General features: G+C 42.7%; 22 protein-coding genes. 13 read left to right on the top strand and 9 right to left on the bottom strand.

The genetic code is table 11. The features are described 5' to 3' along the window. Positions 1-14 precede the first annotated feature (14 nt). A complete protein-coding gene (locus tag FIB07_03540; GenBank protein NJD51920.1) occupies positions 15-284 on the top strand; it encodes a hypothetical protein in 270 nt (89 codons plus the stop codon). Next, positions 284-877 carry a sarcinarray family MAST domain-containing protein gene (locus FIB07_03535; protein ID NJD51919.1) on the top strand — a complete coding sequence of 198 codons (594 nt, stop codon included), beginning with the start codon at positions 284-286 and terminating at the stop codon, positions 875-877. Before FIB07_03540 ends, FIB07_03535 begins: the two co-directional genes overlap by 1 nt. A 235-nt stretch (positions 878-1,112) precedes the next feature. Here the strand turns inward: FIB07_03535 and FIB07_03530 are convergent, their stop codons facing one another. Further along, complete coding sequence (locus FIB07_03530) at positions 1,113-1,982, bottom strand: hypothetical protein (protein ID NJD51918.1); 870 nt, start codon at positions 1,980-1,982, stop codon at positions 1,113-1,115. Between the two features lie 423 nt (positions 1,983-2,405). On the opposite strand from FIB07_03530, the gene FIB07_03525 reads away from it, so the two are divergent. Genes FIB07_03525 through FIB07_03475 form a run of 11 tightly spaced genes read left to right on the top strand, consistent with a single transcriptional unit; the run spans position 2,406 to position 14,436 of the window. Further along, complete coding sequence (locus tag FIB07_03525; GenBank protein NJD51917.1) at positions 2,406-3,446, top strand: (Fe-S)-binding protein; 1,041 nt, start codon at positions 2,406-2,408, stop codon at positions 3,444-3,446. Then, positions 3,443-4,012, top strand: coding sequence for a heterodisulfide reductase subunit C (locus tag FIB07_03520; GenBank protein NJD51916.1), 570 nt, complete (start codon positions 3,443-3,445; stop codon positions 4,010-4,012). Before FIB07_03525 ends, FIB07_03520 begins: the two co-directional genes overlap by 4 nt. Next, the gene (locus FIB07_03515; GenBank protein NJD51915.1) at positions 4,009-4,923 is read left to right on the top strand and encodes a heterodisulfide reductase subunit B; all 915 of its coding nucleotides are present in this window, start codon (positions 4,009-4,011) and stop codon (positions 4,921-4,923) included. Before FIB07_03520 ends, FIB07_03515 begins: the two co-directional genes overlap by 4 nt. Next, positions 4,920-7,979, top strand: a complete 3,060-nt coding sequence (locus tag FIB07_03510) for a CoB--CoM heterodisulfide reductase iron-sulfur subunit A family protein (protein ID NJD51914.1) — start codon at positions 4,920-4,922, stop codon at positions 7,977-7,979. The genes FIB07_03515 and FIB07_03510 overlap by 4 nt, the downstream gene beginning before the upstream one ends. After that, entirely contained in the window at positions 7,976-8,485 is a 510-nt protein-coding gene (locus FIB07_03505) for a hydrogenase iron-sulfur subunit (protein NJD51913.1), read from the top strand. The genes FIB07_03510 and FIB07_03505 overlap by 4 nt, the downstream gene beginning before the upstream one ends. Beyond that, entirely contained in the window at positions 8,482-10,491 is a 2,010-nt protein-coding gene (locus FIB07_03500; protein NJD51912.1) for a CoB--CoM heterodisulfide reductase iron-sulfur subunit A family protein, read from the top strand. The genes FIB07_03505 and FIB07_03500 overlap by 4 nt, the downstream gene beginning before the upstream one ends. Further along, entirely contained in the window at positions 10,488-10,946 is a 459-nt protein-coding gene (locus FIB07_03495) for a hydrogenase iron-sulfur subunit (protein ID NJD51911.1), read from the top strand. The genes FIB07_03500 and FIB07_03495 overlap by 4 nt, the downstream gene beginning before the upstream one ends. Beyond that, entirely contained in the window at positions 10,946-12,100 is a 1,155-nt protein-coding gene (locus FIB07_03490; protein ID NJD51910.1) for a formate dehydrogenase, read from the top strand. Before FIB07_03495 ends, FIB07_03490 begins: the two co-directional genes overlap by 1 nt. Beyond that, positions 12,093-12,509, top strand: coding sequence for a hypothetical protein (locus tag FIB07_03485; GenBank protein NJD51909.1), 417 nt, complete (start codon positions 12,093-12,095; stop codon positions 12,507-12,509). Before FIB07_03490 ends, FIB07_03485 begins: the two co-directional genes overlap by 8 nt. After that, positions 12,506-13,921: a hypothetical protein gene (locus FIB07_03480; GenBank protein ID NJD51908.1), complete on the top strand. Its 1,416-nt coding sequence runs from the start codon at positions 12,506-12,508 to the stop codon at positions 13,919-13,921. The genes FIB07_03485 and FIB07_03480 overlap by 4 nt, the downstream gene beginning before the upstream one ends. A 5-nt stretch (positions 13,922-13,926) precedes the next feature. After that, positions 13,927-14,436 carry a hypothetical protein gene (locus tag FIB07_03475; protein ID NJD51907.1) on the top strand — a complete coding sequence of 170 codons (510 nt, stop codon included), beginning with the start codon at positions 13,927-13,929 and terminating at the stop codon, positions 14,434-14,436. 28 nt (positions 14,437-14,464) lie between these two features. Here FIB07_03475 and FIB07_03470 read toward each other — a convergent pair whose 3' ends face one another. From FIB07_03470 to FIB07_03435, 8 genes are all read right to left on the bottom strand, one after another. After that, positions 14,465-15,973: an SAM-dependent DNA methyltransferase gene (locus FIB07_03470; protein ID NJD51906.1), complete on the bottom strand. Its 1,509-nt coding sequence runs from the start codon at positions 15,971-15,973 to the stop codon at positions 14,465-14,467. Between the two features lie 25 nt (positions 15,974-15,998). Next, positions 15,999-16,469 (bottom strand): hypothetical protein, encoded by a 471-nt coding sequence (locus tag FIB07_03465; GenBank protein NJD51905.1) that lies wholly within the window; start codon positions 16,467-16,469, stop codon positions 15,999-16,001. Next, positions 16,469-16,804, bottom strand: a complete 336-nt coding sequence (locus FIB07_03460) for a hypothetical protein (GenBank protein NJD51904.1) — start codon at positions 16,802-16,804, stop codon at positions 16,469-16,471. The genes FIB07_03465 and FIB07_03460 overlap by 1 nt, the downstream gene beginning before the upstream one ends. Before the next feature lie 72 nt (positions 16,805-16,876). Next, on the bottom strand, positions 16,877-18,076 hold the full coding sequence (locus FIB07_03455; GenBank protein NJD51903.1) for a hypothetical protein: 1,200 nt from the start codon (positions 18,074-18,076) through the stop codon (positions 16,877-16,879). A 133-nt stretch (positions 18,077-18,209) separates the two neighbouring features. Further along, complete coding sequence (locus FIB07_03450; GenBank protein NJD51902.1) at positions 18,210-18,620, bottom strand: hypothetical protein; 411 nt, start codon at positions 18,618-18,620, stop codon at positions 18,210-18,212. Then, on the bottom strand, positions 18,598-20,094 hold the full coding sequence (locus tag FIB07_03445; GenBank protein ID NJD51901.1) for a hypothetical protein: 1,497 nt from the start codon (positions 20,092-20,094) through the stop codon (positions 18,598-18,600). The genes FIB07_03450 and FIB07_03445 overlap by 23 nt, the downstream gene beginning before the upstream one ends. A 165-nt stretch (positions 20,095-20,259) precedes the next feature. Further along, complete coding sequence (locus tag FIB07_03440) at positions 20,260-20,472, bottom strand: hypothetical protein (GenBank protein NJD51900.1); 213 nt, start codon at positions 20,470-20,472, stop codon at positions 20,260-20,262. Next, complete coding sequence (locus FIB07_03435) at positions 20,469-23,315, bottom strand: DEAD/DEAH box helicase (GenBank protein ID NJD51899.1); 2,847 nt, start codon at positions 23,313-23,315, stop codon at positions 20,469-20,471. The genes FIB07_03440 and FIB07_03435 overlap by 4 nt, the downstream gene beginning before the upstream one ends. Positions 23,316-23,792 lie beyond the last annotated feature (477 nt).

Genomic DNA, 23,792 nt, shown 5'->3' with positions numbered 1-23,792 from the left:
CGTGGTCGATTGATGTGGAAGGTGAATTCGTGAAGTTTGAGGTGCAGGATATTGATAATGAAGTGCATCCTGATCCGATTTTCGGGCATGAGGCGCAGGTGTATGTGAGGGAAGAAAAATTGACAAAGGATATTGTAACTAATTCATATATTGGATCCAATAAACCAATCCAGTTTAATTTCACTACAGGAACCTTCATCATCGTACCGCCGGGTAAATTAGCAGGAATAGGAGATAAAGAGGGAGATATTATCGAAGAGTCCCCGGGATTTAAGGTGATATAATGAAAATTAGAATATCAATATTGTTTTTTTTAATAGTTTTATTTTTGGTTATTCAAATAGCATCAGCTGAAGAAAATGAATATGGTATCGTTAGAGCATGGTTTAACGGACAAAATGCTACTGTAGAAACAATAAATGGCATTAAACTTAAAATTGGACAACCTATTGAGGTAAAGGTTGAAGTAATTTCAAAAATTAAAGGCGACACTTCATTAAAATTGAAAGAACCAGGAGTAACTAAGGCTTTTGATGTTTTAAGTGGACCAAGTCAAGAGGAAGAATGGCTAACAAACATGAATATAGAATCTGGTTGGTCAAAAACATATACTTGGAAATTAGTCCCTAATGGAGCTTGGAAAGGCGGAAACGCACCTATAAACATAGTGGTTCAATTCAATAAAGGAATGAATGATAAAACCATCCAATTCACCATCGCTAACCCCTACATCCTCGATGAGCAGTACTCCGGCGCCGCCACGACTCCCGCGCCGGAAATAACAGGAACTGGCGCTCCGGCGAAAGAGACGCCGTTTCCTTCAGTGGTGTTTACGCTGGCGATCTTGCTTGCTATCTCGTGCCGGAGGCGCGGATAAATTGAACCTATCCTGAAAATAAACGATTATATTTGGAAATGAGAAGCAGGCAAATAGGGATGCAGTAAAGTTCCTGTCCCGCGGATTCAAATTGCCGTTTGCTGTGAGTATGAGGGCATACCATGTGGATGAGAATATGCTGTGTTGAGTAAATTTTCAGTGATCCAGTATTTTTCTCTACGCTTATACCCCAACGTTATGAAGATTATCTGCAGATCGTGAATCCTGTAATGGTTCACTTTCCCTTGCCAGGCGGAACATGTGGCATATATGGGGTGGGAATGAACTCAACAGAAGGTCGGCGCATGCCCGATTGCTGGTATAGTTCCATGAGTTCATAGACTTCCATGGGCATCTGGTCATTGACCGGCAAACCCAGTTCTTTTGCCTGCTCAAAATCAATCGGATAATCATGCGTCCACCGTCCTTCGCTGAGCATCCTTGCAAGTTCTGAGGCTTTTTCAGGAGTATTGTGTTCAAGCAGCAGGGAATATACTGCATTATATACCTGGTCAATAGCCTTTTTTGCCACATCACCAAGAATGAGCGTCTGGTCATTCCTGTTAGGATTTGGCTGCTCCAGTGCCTTCAGGATTGAAACCGCGGGATAGTACCCCTGCGGCCCGCCAAGCTGCGGATCGACCGGGCCCAGGACTGCATTTGGGTCCATGACAATCTCATCGGCTGCCATAGCTATCAGGGAACCGCCGGACATTGCATAATGAGGGATAAAAACAGTTACTTTTCCTTTGTGGCGTTTAAGGGCGCAGGCTATCTGCTCAGCAGCAAGCACAAGTCCGCCCGGCGTATGCAGAACAAGGTCGATTTGCATATCAGGCGGTGTCATGCGTATAGCCCGAAGTATGGCCTCAGAATCCTCAATATCTATGTACCGGGCAAGCGGAAATCCGAAGAAGCTCATGACTTCCTGCCTGTGTATCATACTGATTACGCGGCTATTGCGTTTTGTCTCAATAGAACGCATGATCATCTGACGCTTTGACAGAAGTATCCGCTTTTGTAATACAGGTATAAAGAATGAAATAAATATGAGTATCCACAGGATGTCCGTGATATTGATATTGAAACTATCCAGAATCGCCATATAGTCACCTGTTTATCATTTTATAATTCTATGCAAAATTTCCATTAGTTTATTATCTCACTTCCAAGAGTTTATAATTTATCCTGACTCCCTCTATCCCCCACTTTTATCATAATCAATCATTTCATTCGTATTAATACGAACCAAAATCTTTATTACTGTACATATCATTTACATGAATTGTAAATATGACCCGACAAAGCAGGAGAAAAACAACTGATAAGCTGCATTGCACATTCAGCGCAATTATTGATATGTTCCAGAGTAAAGTAACATGATTAATAATTATGCTCCATTATTAATAATGAAGTTGTATTAATAATAATTCATCTCTGCATCGTTAAAAATAGAAAGATTTAAAACCAATCAATCCCTCTCAATATAAAAAAACGTTACAAACAAATTAAATCTGATGGGTACAAAATGAGTAACGCACAATCATGTTATCAGTGTGGTAAATGCACATCCATATGCCCCATGCGGCGAGTGTCAAGAACATCTCCTCGAAGCTCCATTTACAATGCTAATATCTATGGGCTTGAGACACAGGATCTCTGGACATGCCTGACATGCGGATTATGTCCGCAGGAATGTCCCCAGCAGGTGGATTTCCTGGGTTTTATCAGGGACGAACGGCAGGGAAAACAGCCTCTTTCTATTGCGCATCTTGGCGTGTTCACTGAGCTTGCTGAGTTGAGTTCAAAACTCAATGGGAACACTGCTGCTAATATTACTGCTAAATCCGGCGATTCAAAAATCGGATACTTTCCCGGCTGCGTGGACTCACTTGATTTATTCCTGCATGATGTCAAAACCAATTTCGGGGAAATAACAACTTCATCTGTCAGGCTCCTTGAAAAACTGGGTATGAAACCCCAGGTCCTGAATATGAAATGCTGCGGCCATGATGTCCTCTGGCAGGGAAAAAAAGATGCCTTTGATGGCCTTAAGGCATATAATAAAAATTACATAAAGGAAAGCGGTATAGATACCCTTGTAACAAGCTGCGCCGAATGCTACCGCACTTTTTCAAAGGATTATGACCTGGGGATAAAAGTAGTTCATACATCACAGCTCTGGGATAAACTGGGATTGAATATCAATGCTGATGTTACATATCATGACCCTTGCAGGCTGGGAAGGCACATGGGAGAATTTGATGCGCCGCGAAAAGCGCTCGTCTCAAACGGTGTCACGCTAAAAGAGATGGAGCATTCAAAGGAAAAAGCCCTGTGCTGCGGTGTGAGCAATTTCATGAACTGCAATGAGCAGACAAAAGCGCTTCGGATTGCAAGGATGAATGAGGCTGAGGCAACAGGCGCAAAGACCCTTATCACCACATGTTCAAAATGCCTTGCTCATTTTAATTGCCTGAAGAGTGAAAAAGATGCGGTAAAGAAGTATGATTTTGATGTTGTTGACCTTAGCGTATTCCTCGCAAGACAACTGGAGGCGGGAAAATGATTAAATCAAGCGATCTTGATCCGAATTTCAAATATGAGATATCAAATGAACCAGGCGGTGAAAATATAAAGAAATGCTTTAACTGTACAGGTTGTACGGTTGGCTGCCCGGTTATGGAAATAGATAAAACATATAATCCGCGCATGATAATCCGGAAAGCCCTTCTTGGAATGAGAAAGGAAGTCCTGACCGATGATTCGTTGTGGCTCTGCGCCTCATGTTATATCTGCTATGAACGCTGCCCGCAGGATGTTAAAATAACCGAAGTGATAGGAGCAATAAGGGCGATAGCCCAGCGCGAGGCAAAAGCCGGGAAAATTAAGCTCACAAATGAAAAACCACTGTTCGATCATCTGTTTATTGATTCTGTAAAAAGTAATGGCAAATGGTATGAAGCAGGGGTCAGCGGCACATTCATGCTTAAAACAAAAGGTATCGGAGGAGCAATCGGGTATGCTCCTATGGGATTTGAATTATTCAAAAAGAGAAAATTGAGTATCCTGCCCCATAAGATTAAAGGAACAAAAGAAATAAAGCGCATTTTTGAGGAAGTGGAGAAGAAATGAAGCTTGCTTATTATCCCGGATGCACGCTTCATGGCACAGCGCGCGAATACGATGCTTCCACAAAGGCTGTTTGTAAGGCAGCAGGCGTTGATCTTGTCGAGATCGATGACTGGAACTGCTGCGGCGCACTTGAAGCCATATTTGATAAAGAATTATCGATGGGTCTGTCCGCACGCAACAACTTCAAAGCCCAGAAAACAGGTCTTGACCTTGTGATCCCGTGCAGTATATGCTCACACAATCTTTCAAGAGCAGACACTGCTTTGAAAAATAATGAAGCCTTCAGGGCAAAGATCGAAAGAGCCCTTGATGAAAAATACAAAGGCGTAAAAATAAAACACCTGCTGGATGTCATGGTAAATGATATAGGAACAGATACGATATCCAAAAAATTCACAAAATCATTAAAAGGCATAAAAGCGGTTGCTTATTATGGCTGCCTTCTTGTGCGGCCCTCTGAAGTTTCAAAATTCGATAATCCTGAAAATCCCATGTCTCTTGATAACCTGATCAAATCAACAGGCGCAGATTGTCTTCCTTTCACCCAGAAAACAAAATGCTGCGGCGGGAACCTACTTATGAGCAAGCAGGATTACGCATTCCTCCTCACGAAAAAGTTATTCGATGAAGCAAAAGCAGCTGGCGCAAATTGCGTTGTTGTGGCATGTCCCATGTGCCATATGCTGCTTGACGGCCAGCAGACAATGATCGAGAAGGCCAATAATATTGTTATCGATATGCCTGTCCTTTATTTTACACAGCTTATCGGGCTTGCCATGGGTATTAGCGAAAAAGAGCTTGAGCTTGATAAGAATATGGTGCCAACTTCTAAGCTAATCGGATCGATCGGAAAGGGAGAAACAAAACTGGAAGTAAAAGCTAAACCGGAAGAAGCGGAGGCTGCAGAATGAAAGGCTCGGTAGCTGTAGTGGGCGGGGGCATCGCCGGAATACAGGCAGCTCTTGATCTTGCTGACAGCGGTTTTAAGACTTATCTCATAGAATCAAGGCCAAGCATAGGCGGGGTAATGTCACAGCTTGATAAAACATTCCCCACAAATGATTGCGCCATGTGCATCCTATCCCCAAAACTTGTGGAAACTGCAAGGCATCCTAATATTGAATTACTCGCTTATAGCGATGTTAAATCCATCAGCGGCAAAGCAGGTGATTTCAAAGTTAAAGTGATAAAGAAAGCGCGCTATGTTGATGAAACAAAATGCACAGGCTGCGGATCATGCACTGAAAAATGCCCATCAAAAGTCCAGGATGAATATAATGCAGGAATGAGTAAGCGCAAATCCATTTATATCCCGTTTGCACAGGCGATACCCAGGATTGCCACGATTGATGCTGCCCACTGCATGTTCCTCACAAAAGGCAAATGCGGAGTATGCAAGAAAGTTTGCGGCCCAAAAGCTGTGGACTATGAACAAAAAGATAAAGAGATCGAATTAGATGTAGGTTCAGTTGTGCTTGCCACAGGTTTTAAGCCATTTGACCCCTCCATTCTCAAGAATTACAGGTTTGATCATCCTGATGTGATCACATCACTGCAGTTCGAGCGCCTGCTCAGCGCAAGCGGCCCGACACAGGGACACGTCACAAAACAATCTGATGGCAAGGTCCCGAAAAATATTGCTTTCATCCAGTGCGTGGGCTCACGGAATCCGCACATCGACAGGAAGCACTGCTCTTCAGTGTGCTGCATGTACGCAACCAAGGAATCCATAATTGCAAAAGAACATGACCCTGGACTCAATATTACTATTTTCCACATCGATATAAGGGCCTATGGCAAGAATTTCGAGGAATTCTACAACAGGGCGCAAAGAGAGTATGGTATCAAATACATCAACTCCCGCCCTCCCGAAGTGATCGTGGGCGCAAATAATGCCCTTTCCCTGAAATATGAGGATTTCAAGACAGGCGGCCTTGTGACGCAGGATTTTGATCTTGTTGTTCTCTCGATCGGGCTTGATCCTGCCGATTCAACCCGCGCGCTTGCACAGTCATCTGGTATTGAGCTTGATGATTTCGGGAATATCGCTACAAGAATAGAGAGCCCTGTTGAGTCAAGCGTTCCAGGCATATATGTATGCGGCGTGGCACAGGGACCAAAGGATATCCCTGATACCGTGGCACAGGCAAGTGCTGCCGCATCAAAAGCCGCAGCTCTCCTGTCAGGTGAACGCGGGACGCTTATCAAGGAGAGAAAATTCCCTGATGAAAAACAGCTTTCACCAGAGCCGCGCATAGGGGTATTTGTGTGCCACTGCGGAATAAATATCGGAAGCGTTGTCAATGTTCCAGGCGTTGTGGAATATGCCAGAACCCTTCCTGGTGTAACGCATGCGCGGGAGATGCTGTATGCATGCTCCTCTGATTCCCAGGCCGCAATAAAAGATGCGATCGCAAAAAATGACCTGAACCGCGTGGTAGTTGCGTCATGCACGCCGCGCACTCATGAGCCTTTATTCCAGAATACATGCCGTGAGGCAGGACTCAATCCATATTTGTTCGAACTTGCCAACATCCGCGAGCATTGCTCATGGGTTCATTCAAAAGAAAAAGAGAGAGCTACCGAGAAAGCAAAAGGCATCGTGCAGATGGCAGTCGCAAAATCCGCTTTATTCCAGCCGCTTTATAAACAGCAAGTTTCGCTCATTAATAAGGCAATAGTACTTGGCGGCGGTGTTGCTGGCATGACTGCTGCGCTTGATATAGCCAATAATGGTTATAATGTGACAATCATCGAAAAAGAAAAAGAGCTTGGCGGGATGCTTCGTGAAATGACGGAATTGTATGATGGTAAGAAGCCTGCTGATGTGTTAAAAGAACTTACAGGCAAAGTACATGGAAATAAAAATATCAACGTAATAAATGAGGCAAAACTCCTCGTAGTCGAAGGTTATCTTGGCAACTTCAAAGGAGTTGTCCTTGCAAACGGAAAGGAGCTAACACTTGATTTTGGGGCAGCAGTGGTTGCTACCGGAGCCCGGAACTTTGAACCATCGGGATTGTTCAATTATGGCAGAGATCCCCGTTTGGTCACGCAGGCGCAACTTGAAAAGATGCTCGGTAAGGGCATCAGTGCGAATAATATTACGATGATACAGTGTGTCGGAGCCCGCAACAAAGAACGGGAATACTGCGGTAGAACGTGCTGTGTGGATGCTGTCAAGAACGCAATAAGAATAAAGAAAGCAAATAGCAAAGCAAATGTCTTTGTCCTGTACCGGGACATGAGGACATATGGCGTGATGGAAAAACTCTATGAAAATGCCAGGGATACTGGAGTAATATTTATTAAATACGAAGCTGATAATCCGCCGAAAGTAGAGGGCGGGTCGGTTTTAGTACATGATCCAATGCTCAACCAGGAGATTGAACTGGCAAGCGACCTTGTGGTCCTGAGCACGCCGCTTGTTGCCGGGGAAAACGAAGAAATAAACCAGCTTTTCAAGATACCGCTTGATAAGAACAAATTCTTCCTTGAAGCGCATCCCAAACTGCGGCCGGTGGATTTCGCGACTGATGGCATATTCCTGTGCGGAAGCGCACAGGCTCCAAAACTCATGGATGAAGCCATATCGCAGGCAAGTGCCGCAGCATCGCGTGCCTGCACAATTCTTTCGAGGAAATTCATTGAAACCGAAGGCGCAGTATCAGTTGTGAACGAAGCCAAATGCATTGGCTGCGGCACATGTGTTGCAGCCTGTCCCTATAGTGCCCCTTCATTGTATGATGCGACCGTGAAAGCAGAAGAGGTCACATACACCACAAAGAAATCAAAAATAAACGCAGCATCCTGCAAAGGTTGCGGTTCATGCGCAGCCGCCTGCCCGGCCGGAGCTATCACTGCGCAGCATTTCTCCTCAAAAGAGATTGGCGAAGCTATTGACGCTTTCGATAAGGGTGTTAAGAGCATTTCAATTGAAAAAGGCATCGTGGAGGTGACAGTATGAGCACTGAAGCGGCAGCAGGAACACCAAAACCAGAGGGCTGGGAACCGAATATCCTCGCTTTTTGTTGTAACTGGTGTTCATACGCAGGCGCTGACCTTGCAGGCGTGAGCAGGTTCCAGTATCCGCCAACTGTTAAAGTCCTGCGTGTTATGTGTTCGAGCAGGGTTGAACCGGCATTCATTTTAAAGGCATTGAAAGATGGAGCTGACGGCGTTCTTGTGGCCGGATGCCATATCGGGGACTGCCATTATATTGATGGAAATAAGAATGCAGAGGTCAGGATAAATAATACTAAAAAAGCGCTGGAAAAACTCGGATTCGATAAGAGGCTCAGGCTTGAGTGGATATCTGCCAGTGAAGGATTGCGATTCTCAGAAGTTATTCGAAATTTTACAGAAGAGATAAAGAAACTGGGACAAAATCCAGTGAAAAAACCGCAGATAAATGCGGATGAACGCAGATTGAATGCATCGGCGGCTAATGTTCAAGGAAGTGAAGTTAAATGAGTGATAATAAGGGCGATGAGAAACCTGTTGAATCAAAGGTTGATCAGGAAGAAAAACGGGTTGGAGTATTTGTTTGTGAATGCGGCGTAAATATCGGAGGTGTCGTAAATACTAAAGCAGTGGCCGAATATATAGGAACGCTGCCTGGCGTAAAAGTAACATCCGTTAATAAGTTCACATGTTCTGACTCAGGCCAGGCTGATATCCAGTCTAAAATAAAAGAACACAACCTAAACCGTGTGGTAGTTGCAGCATGTTCTCCCAAGACGCATGAACCGACATTCCGTGCCTGTATTGAAGAGATGGGTTTGAACCAGTATTTCCTTGAATTCGTAAATATCAGAGATCATTGCTCCTGGATCCACATGTGGGAGAAGGAGAAAGCCACCGAGAAAGCAAAAGATCTTATTCGCATGGGAACTGAACGTGCCAAGCTGCTTGAACCCCTTCAGGCAAGCGAGGTACCTGTAACTGATAAGGCTCTTGTCATCGGTGCGGGTGTTGCGGGAATGCAGTCAGCCCTTGACCTTGCTGATATGGGTTTCCAGGTTTATCTTGTGGAGAAGGAGCCTTCAATAGGCGGAAGGATGGCTCGATTTGATAAAGTATTCCCGACGAATGACTGTTCGATATGCATCCTTGGTCCCAAGATGGTAGAAGTCGCGCGTAATAAGAATATCAAGATAATGAGCTATTCAGAAGTGAAAGCAGTAGATGGGTATGTAGGTAATTTCAATGTGAAGATCGAGCATAAGCCCAGGTATCTCGATGTCGCCAAATGTACAGGCTGCGCCAAATGCAGCGAAGTATGCCCTGTTGAAGTTCCTTATGATTTCAATGAAGGCTTCGGCACACGCAAAGCGATATACGTCCCATTCCCGCAGGCTGTTCCTCTTCGAGCCCTTATTGACAAAGAGAACTGCATCAACTGCAAGGCATGCGCAAAAGCATGCCAGAGCGGGGCAATAAACTATGATATGCAGACTTCATATACTGACCTTAATGTTGGTGTAATTATAGGAGCAGTGGGTTTCAAGACATATGACCCGGAGCCAAAGCACGATTTCGGATACGGGTTATATGATAATATTATTACTGCTATGGAATTTGAGAGGCTTCTTAATGCAGCCGGGCCAACCGGGGGCCACGTTGTGCGCCCATCGGACTGCAAAGAGCCAATACGCGTGGGCTTCGTTAACTGTGTGGGTTCGCGCGATAAAGCTACGAATATTTACTGCTCAGGTGTGTGCTGCATGTACACGATAAAGAACGCGCAGCTGCTTAAGGAGAAGCGCCCGGAGACAGATCATACTATAATGTATATCGATATCAGGACACCTTTCAGGGCATACGAGGAATCATATAACAGGTCGCGAAACCTTGGTGTTAAATTCCTGCGCGGAAGACCTGTGGAAGTGAAAGAAGACCCTGTTACAAAGAATATCAAGGTGCGGGTCGAGGATACACTTGCTGGTGAAATGAGGAATCTTGAATTCGATCTTCTTGTACTTGCAACCGGCATTGTCCCAAATGAGGGCATAGGCCAGATACAGCAATTATTAAAATTATCAAAAGCAGCAGACGGCCTTTTGATGGAAGCTCATCCAAAATTAAAACCAGTTGATACCACTATCGATGGCGTATTCCTTGCTGGCTGCGCTTCAGGTCCCAAGGATATTCCATACGCAGTATCCCAGGGCAGCGCATGCGCAGGCCGCGCCACCATTTTGCTCAAGAACAAGAAAGCAATAACAGAAGGTATTACTGCTGTTGTTAATCCCGATGTGTGCGTGGGCTGTAATGTGTGCATCCCAATGTGCCCGTTCCAGGCTATCAAGTTTGATGAAAAAGCCGGAAAGGCGAATGTTGTAAAAGCGCTCTGTAAAGGATGCGGGACATGTGTGGCAGCATGCCCGACTGGCGCGCTTGAGCAGAGCCATTTCAAGAATAAACAGATACTTGCCCAGGTCAAGAACGTGTTTAAGTTCCAGGAGGTAGCGGCATGAGCGCAGAAGCTTCCACAGCCACAACTACAAAAACCGATGGCTGGGAACCCAAAATCGTGGCCTTCTGCTGCAACTGGTGTTCATACGGGGGCGCAGATAGCGCAGGGATGGGAAGATTCCAGCAGCCGGCTTCAGCAAGGATCATACGTGTCATGTGTTCAGGCAGGATCGACCCGCTGCATGTGTTCAATGCATTCCTGGAGGGCGCAGATGCGGTACTTGTGACAGGATGCCATATCGGCGACTGCCATTATGTTAACGGTAACGACAAAACAAAAATAAAATACAAATATCTTGAGAATGTGGCGCATGAGCTTGGTATTGAAAAAGAGAGGCTCCAGCTTAACTGGATATCGGCAAGCGAAGGCGAAAAGTTCGCAAATTTCATCCGTGATGTGACTGCCCAGATAAAGAAGCTCGGGCCGAGCCCCTTAAAACCTGAGGGGGTGGCGTAATGCAAAAAGGCGAGATATATGTTGGATGGTCAACAAAAGAAGATGTAAGAAAGCGCGGAGGCTCAGGGGGTCTTGTTACTTCCATGCTGGCTGCTGCTCTTGAAAAAAAGTTAGTTGATGCTGTTGTTGTATTAAAGAAAATAAATGAGTTTGAGGCTGTTCCTGTCATCACTTCTGATGTGAATGAAGTATTGAATTCAGCGGGTTCATTGCACTCAGTCCCGAGCAACTTTGCAAAGCTGATCGCGAACAGGAACTTAAAAGTTGCACTTCCCGCAAAAGGATGTGATGTACGCGGGATAATCGAGCAGGGAAAGCGCAATGCGATTAACCTTGATAATACCTTCATCGTAGGATTGAACTGCGGCGGCTCGATGCATCCGGTTGTTACCCGTGAGATGCTTGAAGTTATGTACAAGATAAAGCCGGAAGATGTCCATGGCGAAGAAATCGAGAAAGGAAAATTAATTTTTGAGACAAAAGACGGGAAAGAAAACGCCATTACCATTGATGAGCTTGAAGAAAAAGGGTATGGAAGGCGTGAAAGCTGCCGATATTGTACTATAAAGGTCCCAAATAATTCTGATATTGCATGCGGTAACTGGGGCGTTACAGGGGACCTTGCTGGAAAAGCCACATTTGTTGAGATTAACTCGGAAAAAGGCGCTACGCTTTTGCAGAATGCAGTTGATGCCGGATATGTGCAGGTGCAGAAGCCGGATGAGAAGGGTGTTGCGATGCGCGCCAAGATAAAAGGCGTGATGGAAGGCCTTGGCCAGAAATGGAAAGCGAAAGTATTCGTGCCGATCGAAAACGGTAGGCTTGAATATTTCAGGAAAGAACTTGAAAACTGCATTGACTGCGGCGCATGCAGGGCTGTATGTCCCACATGTTCCTGCGGTGAAGTTTCAAAGTGCACAGAGTATCATTCCAGAAGCGATGCTTATAAGATGTCGATGTATCACCTCGTTCGCTTTTTGCACCTTGCAGATGCATGTATCGGGTGTGGCCAGTGCAGTGACGTATGCCCGGTTGATATTCCGCTTACAAGATTATACAGGAGATTTGCAAATCCTGTGCAAGAGCAGTTGAAATATGAGCCAGGGATGGATATGCGAAAGCCTCCCTATTTCGAGGTGAAATTAAATGAGTGAATATAATCAATTTATTGAATACAGACCACAGATAAGTAAAGATAAATGCACAGGTGAGCTGGATTTACGTTTGGGAGAAGGGATGTTGAATACAGAAGCTATAAAAAATGCTCCAGGATTAACTCCTTTGAGATTTGTTAATGAAATCGCTGATAAGGAAATTTCAGTCATAGAAGAAAACAAGGAACAAAAGAGCTTTTCAGAAATATCTGTACCTCTCACTGGCGAGACATTGAAATATTCATCAGGATTAAACACTTTACATCCATTTGAAATTCATAATATGAATCCGGATCGCGATTTTGCGCGCCGGGGATTCCCGGCCGCAGAAAGTACATGGAGAACTTCTTCAGGATTGACTCCATTGCGTCCTGGAAGCAAGATAAATAGAATACGGGTGATTGAATGAGCGATAATGTTTATTCAACAATATGCCCTGGCTGCAATTTCGGCTGCGGATTATATATCCGGGAAAATGACGTCCTGAAAGTTGATTTCAGGAAATCATCACCTGCTAATGCCGGGAAACTGTGCAGGTTCGGGATGAGTCTTCCACGGTTCTATAAGCCGGTAAAGTCAATGGTGGACAACAGGGAAACAACACTTGATGAGGCTGCAAAGGAAGCTGCAAAGAGAATTTCAGAAAGTAAGGGTTTTGTTGCATTTCTCTCAACTGGCAATACCACAGGTGAAGAACTTCTTGCATTCCAGAAAATAGCTGGATCATATTTATGCACAGGTGCGAATTTTGAGGCGCTTCCGAAGGATGTATATCAGACTATAAGTGTGGGAATTCCTTACAGCGAAATCGAGGCTGCGAAGCACATCGTGCTTTTAATTGACCCATATGAGCAGTATCCCCTGATCGTACGGCGCCTGCTTTCTGCGAAGAATAAAGGCGCAAAAATAACATCAGTCTGGTGGAAAGACCTGCCTCTTGCAAATGAAAATATCAGGCTGAATGATATCTCAAAATTGCAGATCACAAAAGATTCGGTGATTATTGCTGATTTCCATCCTTTCTCTGATATTGAGCAGGTTAAAAGCGTCCTGGCACTGGCAAAAAACGCAGGAGCAAAAGTTATGTTCCTCAAGCCATTTGCGAATTCAACCGGCGCATATATACTGGCAAAGGATGCAAAACAGAAACCGCTTTTACAGCTTGTTGATGACATTAATAAAGGAACGATCAAGACGCTTTTTGCTCTTGAATCCGATCCATCAGTGTTGATGCCGCCTGAGACCCTTTCAAAGCTCACCAACCTGATAATCCAGACAGGACAGGAGGTTTCTGCAAAAGTGAACATCATTATTGCACATGAACCGCTTTACAAGAAAAAAGGCACGCTTATTAACAACGAGGGAAGGGCGCAGGCACTGGGCGGCGTAGGGACAAACGGGCTTGACGCGCTCGGGATTATTGCAGGCTCCAAATTTGATTTTAATGCACTTCATGAATCAATAAAAAAGGCGATCGGCATCACGGCAGTCGATGAATTTACGATCCCGAAATATGATAGGGCCGCATACGGTGCGATACAGGCAGCGCCAAAACCACTGGAGACAAAGCCTGTGCTTATTGATGTGTATAATCCTTTCATGTGGAATAATCTGGAAGATGACAATGATTTTGTGGAACTGAACCTGAACACCGTGAGGGCGCTCAAGCTCTTTAAGGGCGGTACGTTAAAAATAAAACCAGATGGCAGCGCTATCGAAAAGAAATTCAGGGTGGCGCCGGTGCAGGATAATATTTTGCTCACAGGGAAAAGGTTCGGGATAGAGAAGGGAACTATTACGCCAGTTGAAATATCGAGGTGATGGGAATGGCAGAAGCAGCAAAGAAAGCAGTAAAAAATGAAAAGCCAAAGATCGATGATAAGGCAGCAAAAGAAGCCGCAAAGACCACGTTGCAGGCACTTGCTCAGACAGATGCTCAGAAGGCAGCGACAGTCAAAGCGTCATCTGCGGTGCAGAACGTTCAAAAATCCGAAGCTAAACCTGCGACGCCAAAAGTTGAAGCTGTAAAGGCTGAGCCAGCAAAACCGACCGCGCCTGAAGCCAAAAACGAGGCGCCAAAAGCTGATGCTGCAAAGGCAGAACCTGCACCTGAAATAAAAACAGAAGCTTCAAAAGCAGTAAAGAAGGAAGACCCCAGCAAGGAATTTGTTGATAGCATTATGGCTGAGATGGCGCTTAAGGGCGCATCAAAGAAGAGGCTCATAAAGATGCTGGGCGAGCAGTTCAATTTTGATAAGCAGAAAGTGATTTTCAAGCTCAAGCGGGCACTGATAAGCGAGAGGTATGCGGCGGCGCATGCTGAGGCGGGGCATTAAACCTTTTTTTGATTAACTCCTCCTCATTTCAAGCTTGTTTCAACATACTTTTTAACTCAGCAATATTTTCTTTTATATGATTCTCTAATTCCTCTATTTTATCCAATATGACCTCAGGTTTTTCATAGGCAACTTCCTCATATTCAATCTCTTTGTACTTTGAGATTGAAAGGTCATATCCATTCTCTTTAATTTCATTAAAAGGAACAAAGAAGCACTTTCCTTTCCTATCAACAGGATTTTCTTTTTCCCGATTCCTGAACTTCTGGATAATATCAGTTATATCCCCTTTCCCATCTATGAAATTCCTTTTATCATCAAGCGAAAAACCGTCTGCGTCCATATCATAGAACCAGACTTTCCCGGTTTTATCTCCTTTTATGAAAATAAGAACCGCAGTTGATACGCCAGCATACGGTTTGAAGACCCCGGAGGGCATGGATATGATAGCTTCAAGCTGGCATTTTTCAAGCAAAAGCTGCCTCAGCTTTTTGTGCGCATTTGAAGTCCCGAACAGCACTCCGTCTGACACTATGACCCCGCATTTTCCTCCGATTTGAAGAAGGGTCATCATTCTTTCTACAAAGAGAAGTTCAGTCTTGGTAGTTCCAACAGTCAGATGGTCGTTTATATCGCCTTTATCGATGCTGCCTTTAAATGGCGGATTGGCAAGCACCACAGTATATTTGTTCTCTTCGGTGAAGCGTTTGGATAATGTATCGGTAAGTGTTATTTTAGGAGTCGCAATGCCGTGAAGCACCATATTCATGAGGGATATTCTTACCATCGTGGAATCAAAGTCAAATCCGTAGAATGAACTCCACAGCATGTCCCATGCTTTCTTGTCGGTTATTTTGTCGCCATAAAGCCCGTAATACTGCCCTTCATCATCCTCATGCACCATCTCAGAGCTTGTATGCTTCCTGATTATGTACTCATAGGCGTTAATAAGAAAACCCGCAGTTCCGCAAGCAGGATCACAAATCCTGTCCCCGATATCAGGGTCAACAAGTTCCACGATCATCCCGATTATATGCCTTGGCGTCCTGAACTGGCCATTCTTTCCAGCAGTCTTGAGCTCGGAGAGGAGGTATTCGTAGATGTCGCCCTGCGTGTCCCTGTTCTGCGCTGTAATGTTGAGCTCATCAAGTATTGCAACAGCCTCCTGGAGCAGAGAAGGCTTGGGTATAATGAAAACCGCATCCTTCATGTGCTCCGAAAAGAGCGTTTTTTCCCCATCGTGTATGTTCTTGATAAATGGAAAAACAATGTCTCTCACATGTGTAAGCATCTTTTCCGCCGGATAGTGTTTCCAGCTTGACCACCTGCAATCCTCATGATTCTCGAAAACTGATATATAGGGCTGCTTTTTTGCCTGAGCCTTCTTCTGCTCCGCAGCATCCATATCCTCAAGGCGCTTCATGAATATCAGGTATGACATCTGCTCGATGGATGAGAGGGGATTCGATAAGCCACCACTCCAGAATTTATCCCAGAGGGCGTCTATTTTGGATTTGAGTTCAGGGGCAAGGCGCATTTAATCAGTTCCTTTTTACTAAATTTCATCTTAGCAATAATTTTCTCTGTTCCTGGCTGAATTCCATATAATCATATTTATTTAATGAAAACATTATGTTTTTAATATCGTCCACGCTAATTAATTCTATTTCCTTGCAAAGAAGTAAAAACGAAACAATATCCAGCACTTTAATTCTTAAATCTTCAGCGAACTCACCTGCTTTTTTATCGTTGGTAAGAAGAATCGAATTCGTTTCTAAAGCATATGAAATCGATTCGAGTTCTCCTTTTCCCAATTTTGATGATTGAACATTTTTATGCAGCTTATCTATTCTAATGAGCTCGATTTTTTCCATACGTTCAACTAAACGATCGAAAAACGGAGCTTTTGTGAGTTCTTCAAAAACAGCTTGCGTAACGCATAATTTATCCGTTTCCATTGCTTCATAAATTAGTCCCACTCGATTGATCTTGAAAAATGCACTTAAAAAGTCGGTATCAACGACGGTTTGCATTAATTGCCCCGAAGTATTTTGAGCACAGCCTTCGCACGACCTTTTGTCTTTGGAATAGATGCGCCAACCTTACGTTTTATCCCGTGATCTGATAGGATTTTTTTCATCTCTTCAATACTTGTACCAACGATCTCTGCGGCCTTTCCGAGTGAAATCTCTTCTTTTTCATATAGTTTGCAGGCTATTGCAATTCGCAAATTCCTGTTAGCAGAAAGCATTGTATTTATCGCGTCAAGTATGAAGTCTTTCTTGTCTTTGTACAATCCAAGTTCATGGATTACATCTAATTCCTTCGCGATATTTGGCGGTGGTGTAAAACGTATGGCTTCTGACATGTTTTAAATATAAAATATGATTACTTGTTTATTAAGTATTTGGAACATCAAAAATGATAAACTCCTAATGTCTTATATTTCCCCCCTGAACGCCTTCTGCACCAGGGCACTGAACAAGTCCTCTATCTGCTGCTTTGATTGAGCCTGAGATTGGCGCATGGCTTCGACTTTCTCGACGAGGCGGGCGAATTGTTGCTGGATGGGGAGGGGAGGGAGAGGAATCACATAATTCTTAATAATCTCACCATTAAGGTTTGGTTGATTTCCACCACGTCCTAAATTCCTTAGATTATCATATGAATTCCTTAATAATTCAAAAAGATAGACACTATCATATTTTTGATTAGGTTTAAGAACACAACATGCTTGATTCGTAGCTGCATCAATCTCAAGTAGACCTACATTTCCTCTGGTTTTTCCTTGACCATACATTGCAATAATTATGGACTTCTTGGGATATATTTTACAGCTGGAATTATTTAACCCACTCATAGTAATGTATTCCTCGGTATTATGAATTCTAATTCCTTTTACCTCAGTTGTTTTAACCCAAGGAATTTCTCCTCCAAAATATGCTGGAACATCTCTACTCGGAGTACTACCTGATGATATTTCAGTCAATTCACCAAGTTTTATCATTTCCCACCCCTTCGGATTCTTCACCGGGTCCCCGAACATCTCCAGAAACACGCTCTGAAGCAGCCTATCCGTAAGCTCATCCGCCTGCGCCCGCAACCTCTTTGTCCCCTCGGCTTTTTCAAGGATCGACACGATGCGGCGCTGGGTTGTGAGAGGGGGGAGGGGGATTCTGGCAGATTCTAGCTCTGAAAGCCTAAGCGAAGGATAATTTATATCATGAGTCAATTTCTTGGAATCGAGAATTAATGACCAAAAAAATAGATATTCAGGCAGCAGACGATTACTCGGCACTACCGTTGCAAGATGAGAGGAAACATAAGATGGCTTGCCTAAAAGAGCACGATGATTTAAAAATGTTGATTCTCCACTTTTTGGGATAAGAAGTGTTTTAACAGGCCACAGTTTTAAATTAAAATCCTTGACAGCAAGATCATTTATTTCATCTTTCGTTTTTACTAAAAAAATCGCTGCTTTTTCTCTACCTACGTCTTGCGTTCTTACAAACGGATATTTGCCATCATTGAAATAATGATCGCCTTGAGGCGCACTATTTCCTGCACCAACGGTTGCCACTTCTCCCAGCCTCTTCCATTCCCACCCCTCTGGCAGCGCGCGCTGCCCATGAGCCTCCATTTATTGCTCTCCCCTTTGTGTTCTTCGCACTCTTTGCTGTGTATATTTTAATCTCACCGCAAAGTACGCAGAGGGCGCAAAGATTGGTTTTAAGGTGTAGATGAACGAAGGCAGCGAGAATCGCTCATGAAGATTATCCATTTACTGCGCCTCTAAAGAAATTATCGTCAATATAACAAAATGATTGTGGCGGAACAAAATCAGGATTTAAAATTCTTGGGTCGGCAGGGCATTTGAAAACTTCTAACTCTCCAATTTTAATGGCAAAACCTTTTTTCTTGGCTCCAAAATAATCAAAAAATTCCTTCTCATCATTGATTCCCGAAAATTCCTTGAATTTCTCCCATAGGACTTCTGGATGATCTTCAATAATGTTTTCGATTATAAAAGCGCCAACAATTTTTTTCACCGGAGAAGAAGAATAAATATACACCATTTCAAGATCTTCTTTGCATTTGAAAATCACTTTGCGGAACTCGTATTTCTTATTCCCGTTCAGTATCTCTTCGACATATTTCGGTTTAATGGACAGTAAAACGTTCATCGATTCCACCTTTACTTTTTATTTTGAGATATTTTTCATGGGATATTAGGGTCATAGATTGCGGAGCGAAAATATTCATCCCTTTCAAATCTGAAAGTTTTAATGGATTCGCTAAATGAAAATGCCATGTAAATAGAATAACCATTGTTGGCTTTTCTGCCATTTTTTCAATTTCATAAACAGAATAGACTGTTCTCTTTCCAACATGCTTTATAATTTCATCTTTATCTCGCAAGCCAGGAAATACGTTTTCAACCACTCCCAGAGAAGTTATTTCCTTTTTATCCACTGATCGATAAAATAACAGGATATCCCCTGGTGAAATCCTCGTATTCCTGGAATGACTGAGATACGCTTTTTTTATGGTATTGCCTTCAATAATAAATTCACCAAGATGCTCAGATAAAGTCGTCTGCCTTTCTTTGTAATCGGTAAAAAGCCTCTCGTGATATTCAGGACGAATCGGGATTATAAATTTTTTTATTCCTATACCATCATAAAAAGTAGGATAAAACTTTTTAGAGATTTCTATCGGTGGCAAAGATGTGATTTTTTCTTTATTTGCAGATAGTTCTTTAATGAAAATATCTTCACCCCTCCTGTTTTTAGCAGCATGATAAAAGCCATATTCAGTTATTAATTCAACTAAATAGTCGTCTGGCTTTGTAAAATGAGTTAAATAAATCTCTGTGAGATTGTTTTTAATAGAATATTCTAATGAAAGTTTTATAAATAGTTCTCCAATCTTATAACCTGTATGAATGACTTTAAATGTCGATATTTTGAGTCTCCTTTTAGCAGGAAAGGACGGATTGGAGTCAATCGGCTCATTTTCAAACTTATAAATTAATAAAGCCCCTATCGAACCATCCTCTTTAAAATAAACCCAGCATTTTCTCCCCTCCTTCGAAATTTTCTTAAACCATGCCTCGAACTCTCCGTAATCTTCTTTCAATGAATCAAAAAACGGATCATCGGTTTTCAGATTATAGACAAGCTCTTCCTTAAGTGCTGGAGGATGAGCCACATTTTCATCAAAAATATTTTTTCCAAATATTTTCAAAGCCTCATCAATATACAGAACTCTGTCCTTTATTCCTAACCGATCGAACTTCTTTTGTATTCCTTTATCCTCTGTAATCAAGAAATCAACTGCGTCTTTATAAACTGAATAAAGTATCGCATTATCAACATAATTGTTGGCATTTGAGGGATATCCAACCAAATTTAAGAAATTATTATCCGCATCCGGGTCAGGTGGTATCTCTAATTGCGGATATATATTTATTTTAGATAACGCAACTTTCTTTCTATTTTCATTCGGGTCTCCTTTTAATTCTTCGACTGATTTGGGGTGAATGAGTATTTTTGCATTTATAACATTTAATATTTGTAATAATTTCTCTAAATTAGTTGGGAGAACTTGGTCATTTTCCCTGTAAATGAAGATATTCGTATCAATTAATATACGCATTCTACCACTCCTTCCGGCAGCGTGCGTCGCTCATGAGCATCCATTTATTACTCTCCCCTTTGTGTTCTTCGCGCTCTTTGCGGTATGCGCCGCAGAAATCCCAAATATTTAATCTGCGTTCATCCGCGTTTTTCTGAGGTTCAAAATTTTTCAATATGTATCATCCTATAATAGTTCTGTTAACTCTTTTGCCTTTGCTTTCGGTGCTTTTAGCGACACATGGCCTTTCCTTATCTCAACACTATTTTTAACCAAAAGTTCTTTCATTTCCTCATATGGTAAACCTGCAATTTCACACACCTTACAGAAGCTTGCCTTTCCCTCCCTATAGAGCTGTATGGAGAGTATTTCTGGTTCCCTCTGCGGTTTCTTTATCATCCTTCAACCCTACGCCTTATTTCCTTCTCTATTGCGCCGCATATATTAATAAAATCATTCAATTCATTCTCTGTGAACATAGGCATAGGCGCATTTATTCCAAAATTCGTGAACGGCGCATCAAATAACTCCATATACTCAATATGTTTTCTCTTTGAAAAAACTGTCTGCACAGTCCTGATAAAATTAAGCTGGTCAGCGTTATAATGCCTGCTATTCTCGATAATGTATGTACTGAAAGCATCCTTTATCCTTTCCTTCGGGTCAGGGAATTTATATAGACCCAGGATATTTTTGATGAACTGCACCAGCGTCCCCTTATTCTGGTTATACACCTTCTGAAGGACATCCTCTGTGACATACAATTCAGGATTATTGAGCGTAATTTCAAGGTCATGAAGGTCAGACTCAGTCAAAGCCTCATCATTCTTGATTTTAAGAATAACAGGGTGATCATCAGCAAGCTTCTTGATCCTGTCCTCCACTTTCTCTTTATAAACTGTAACATACTCCTGCTTTGCATCAGGCCCAAACTCGATAAGCTTCCTTTGCTGTATCACGTCATCCATGTCAATCACTATCGTTTTTCGAGGCTCAGGAGCCATGTATTTCATCAGCTTTGCAAGCTCTGAAATTAGCATCTGGGAATCCTCAAAGGAAACATTTTCCCAGAACCTGTTTGAAAGCACTTTGTCTTTAAAAGCAAGCTTTAACTTGATTACATTCAACTCCTCAGGCAGGCAGTCAACCATTTCTCCTATCTTTGGTTTTAACCGTTCGATCTTCTCTTTATCTCCACGCAGAACGGCAGTGCCAAGTTTTTCACATTTAAGAATAAAAGACGCTTCGTTAAGATTGACATCCTGTTTGAACCTCATAAGCGGAGTTATCTTCTTTTTAAGGAATTCAACCGGGTCAACTCCAACATTATCCCAGAGCTTTGGAGATAGTGCTTTTTCTATTTCTCTCCGGTTCTCACGAATGCTTACAGAATCCATTGGTAGTGATGCAATATCTTCCAGGATTTTTGTCTTAACACCCTCAGCATTTGTTGAGTCTTTTGTATTAAGAAAATGTTCAAGCTGCTTTAACCTTGCAAGAAAAATGCGGTTGGTTATGGCTTCACCGGATTCTTTCTGGTCGCCCTCAGGATGCATATCCCAGTACTCGAAATTATCCCAGAAATCAAATACTTTAAAATATTCTTTCTTCCCGTCTGGCAGCCATTCCTTGTGCTTGCAGGCATTATCAGACCGCGTACCTCTGCCAAGCATCTGCCAGAACTTAATTCTTGAGAACACCGGCTTTGCAAATACAAGGTTGCATACCTCAGGGACATCGATGCCAGTATCCAGCATGTCCACCGAAATCGCCACTCTGGGAAGCGATTCAGTCTTGAATTGTTTGATCGAATCCTGCGCTCTCGGATCATCTGAAACAATCACCCTTGCAAGCCTTCCCTTATATTCAGGATAGAGTCTCTCAAACGCTTCCCACAGCCTTTTAGCATGCATTTTTGAGATAGCAAATATTATGGATTTTGCAGGAAGGTTCCCCGATTGGTCATCCTGCCGGTTATCCATGAACTCCCTGACAATGGCTTCACTGGTTCCTTTTACAGCTACCTTTTTTTCAAGATCAGTCCCTTCAAAGTTTATTTCGAAAGGATCAATGCCTTGTCCTGACAATCTATTTTTTTCACCAGTTGATATATCATCAGGTTTTATCCCTTTAATCTGGAAATGTGTTCGGGCGCCGAAAATGTGTTTTCGAAAATCGCACAGCACTCCGTCTTTTACAGCTTCTTCATAATCATAAAGCGCTGTTGCAACTTTATTCTCGCAACCAAAGAATCTGAAAGTATCCCTTTCGATAAAATCAGCAGGAGTGGCGGTCAATCCGATCTGTATTGCATCAAGATAAGTGAAAACATCCCTCCATTTGTTGTATATGGAACGGTGAGCTTCATCAGAAATTATTACATCAAATTCACCAGGAGAGATCATATATTTCCCGGAGCTATCCTTCTGATTGTATATCTCCATGAAAGTCTGGATTGTGCTCACATAAAGCCTTGAATTCCTGTTAAATACACTAGAATGTATCATTGATTTTGATTCTTCAGGGAAAAATTGTTTGAATCCATCATCGCATGCCTGTTTTCGAAGTGCCTTTCTGTCTGCCAGGAAAAGGATTTTTTGAGCCCGGTTCGCTCTCAGGAGGACATTAATGATCGCCATGGCAACTCTCGTTTTTCCTGTCCCTGTAGCCATCACGATAAGTGCTTTGCGTTTTCCTGACTGGATATGCTCCAAAACTCGTTTCGTACTCTCGATGCTTTTAGATCGGTCAACGATCCCTTTATCTATTTCAATATCTGTGAGATTTTTCTTTGTAATACCCTGAAATCTCATTCTTTCAAGATCGCTCCGGGAAAAGAAACCTTTCACTGCCCTTGGGCCATAATGTTCCCTATCCCAGAACCATATTTCATATCCATTCGATAAGAAAATAAAAACATCTTTCCCTGTTTGCGCTTTTATGTGATTTGCATATTCTTCGGCTTGTTTTTGTGCCGTAAGTATAGGGTCTTTAGATGTTCGTTTTACTTCTATTATTGCAATAGGCGCTTGGAACATATCAAGAAGTAGATAATCAACGTACTTGCTTTCCATATCGTTTCTTAGCGTTTCTGAGACTGTTTTGTAGTTTTGGGCGCGAAAATCCGATTGTTTTGTGTCCGCTTCAGCGATAACTTTTGTTCTATCACTGACCAACCACCCCTGCTCTTTGAGCATGACATCTATCATTCGTTTTCGAGTTAGAAATTCGTTAAGTTCCATGCTTTGGTATTTCCTCAGAGTTATTTTCCAGCAATCTAAGAAGTATCCTGTCGTATTTAAATTTTTTTAAAGTAATTTCTTATGTAGAGTTGCAGTCCCTTCAAATGCTTGAATTCTTCATAAACGAGCAGCGTCACGATATTCTAAAAGTTAAGTATGTATTGCATCCTCAGGCCCTTTCCCTCACTCCCCATGCGCTCTCCCTGCATCCGGCGTCCTCATCTGCACGCGGAGGCGCGGGCCGGGATTGGTTAAATATATCCTGAAACAATATAGGAAACATGCCCCATGAGATCATTATCCCTGAAAGGAACTATTCTTTCATTAAATCACGGAGCTTCTTGAATTTACCAGAATTGTAATCCTCTCTACTCTTTTTGATCTGGTCGATGAGTTCGGAATCCGAAAGAACTTCCAGAGTAGATTTCATAAATTCATATTCATTATTACCTTAATCTATATTGAAGCATTGTTTCC

This window comes from Candidatus Methanoperedens sp. (assembly GCA_012026795.1).
Taxonomy (GTDB): Archaea; Halobacteriota; Methanosarcinia; order Methanosarcinales; family Methanoperedenaceae; genus Methanoperedens.
This window is presented reverse-complemented; position numbering and strand designations above follow the sequence as displayed.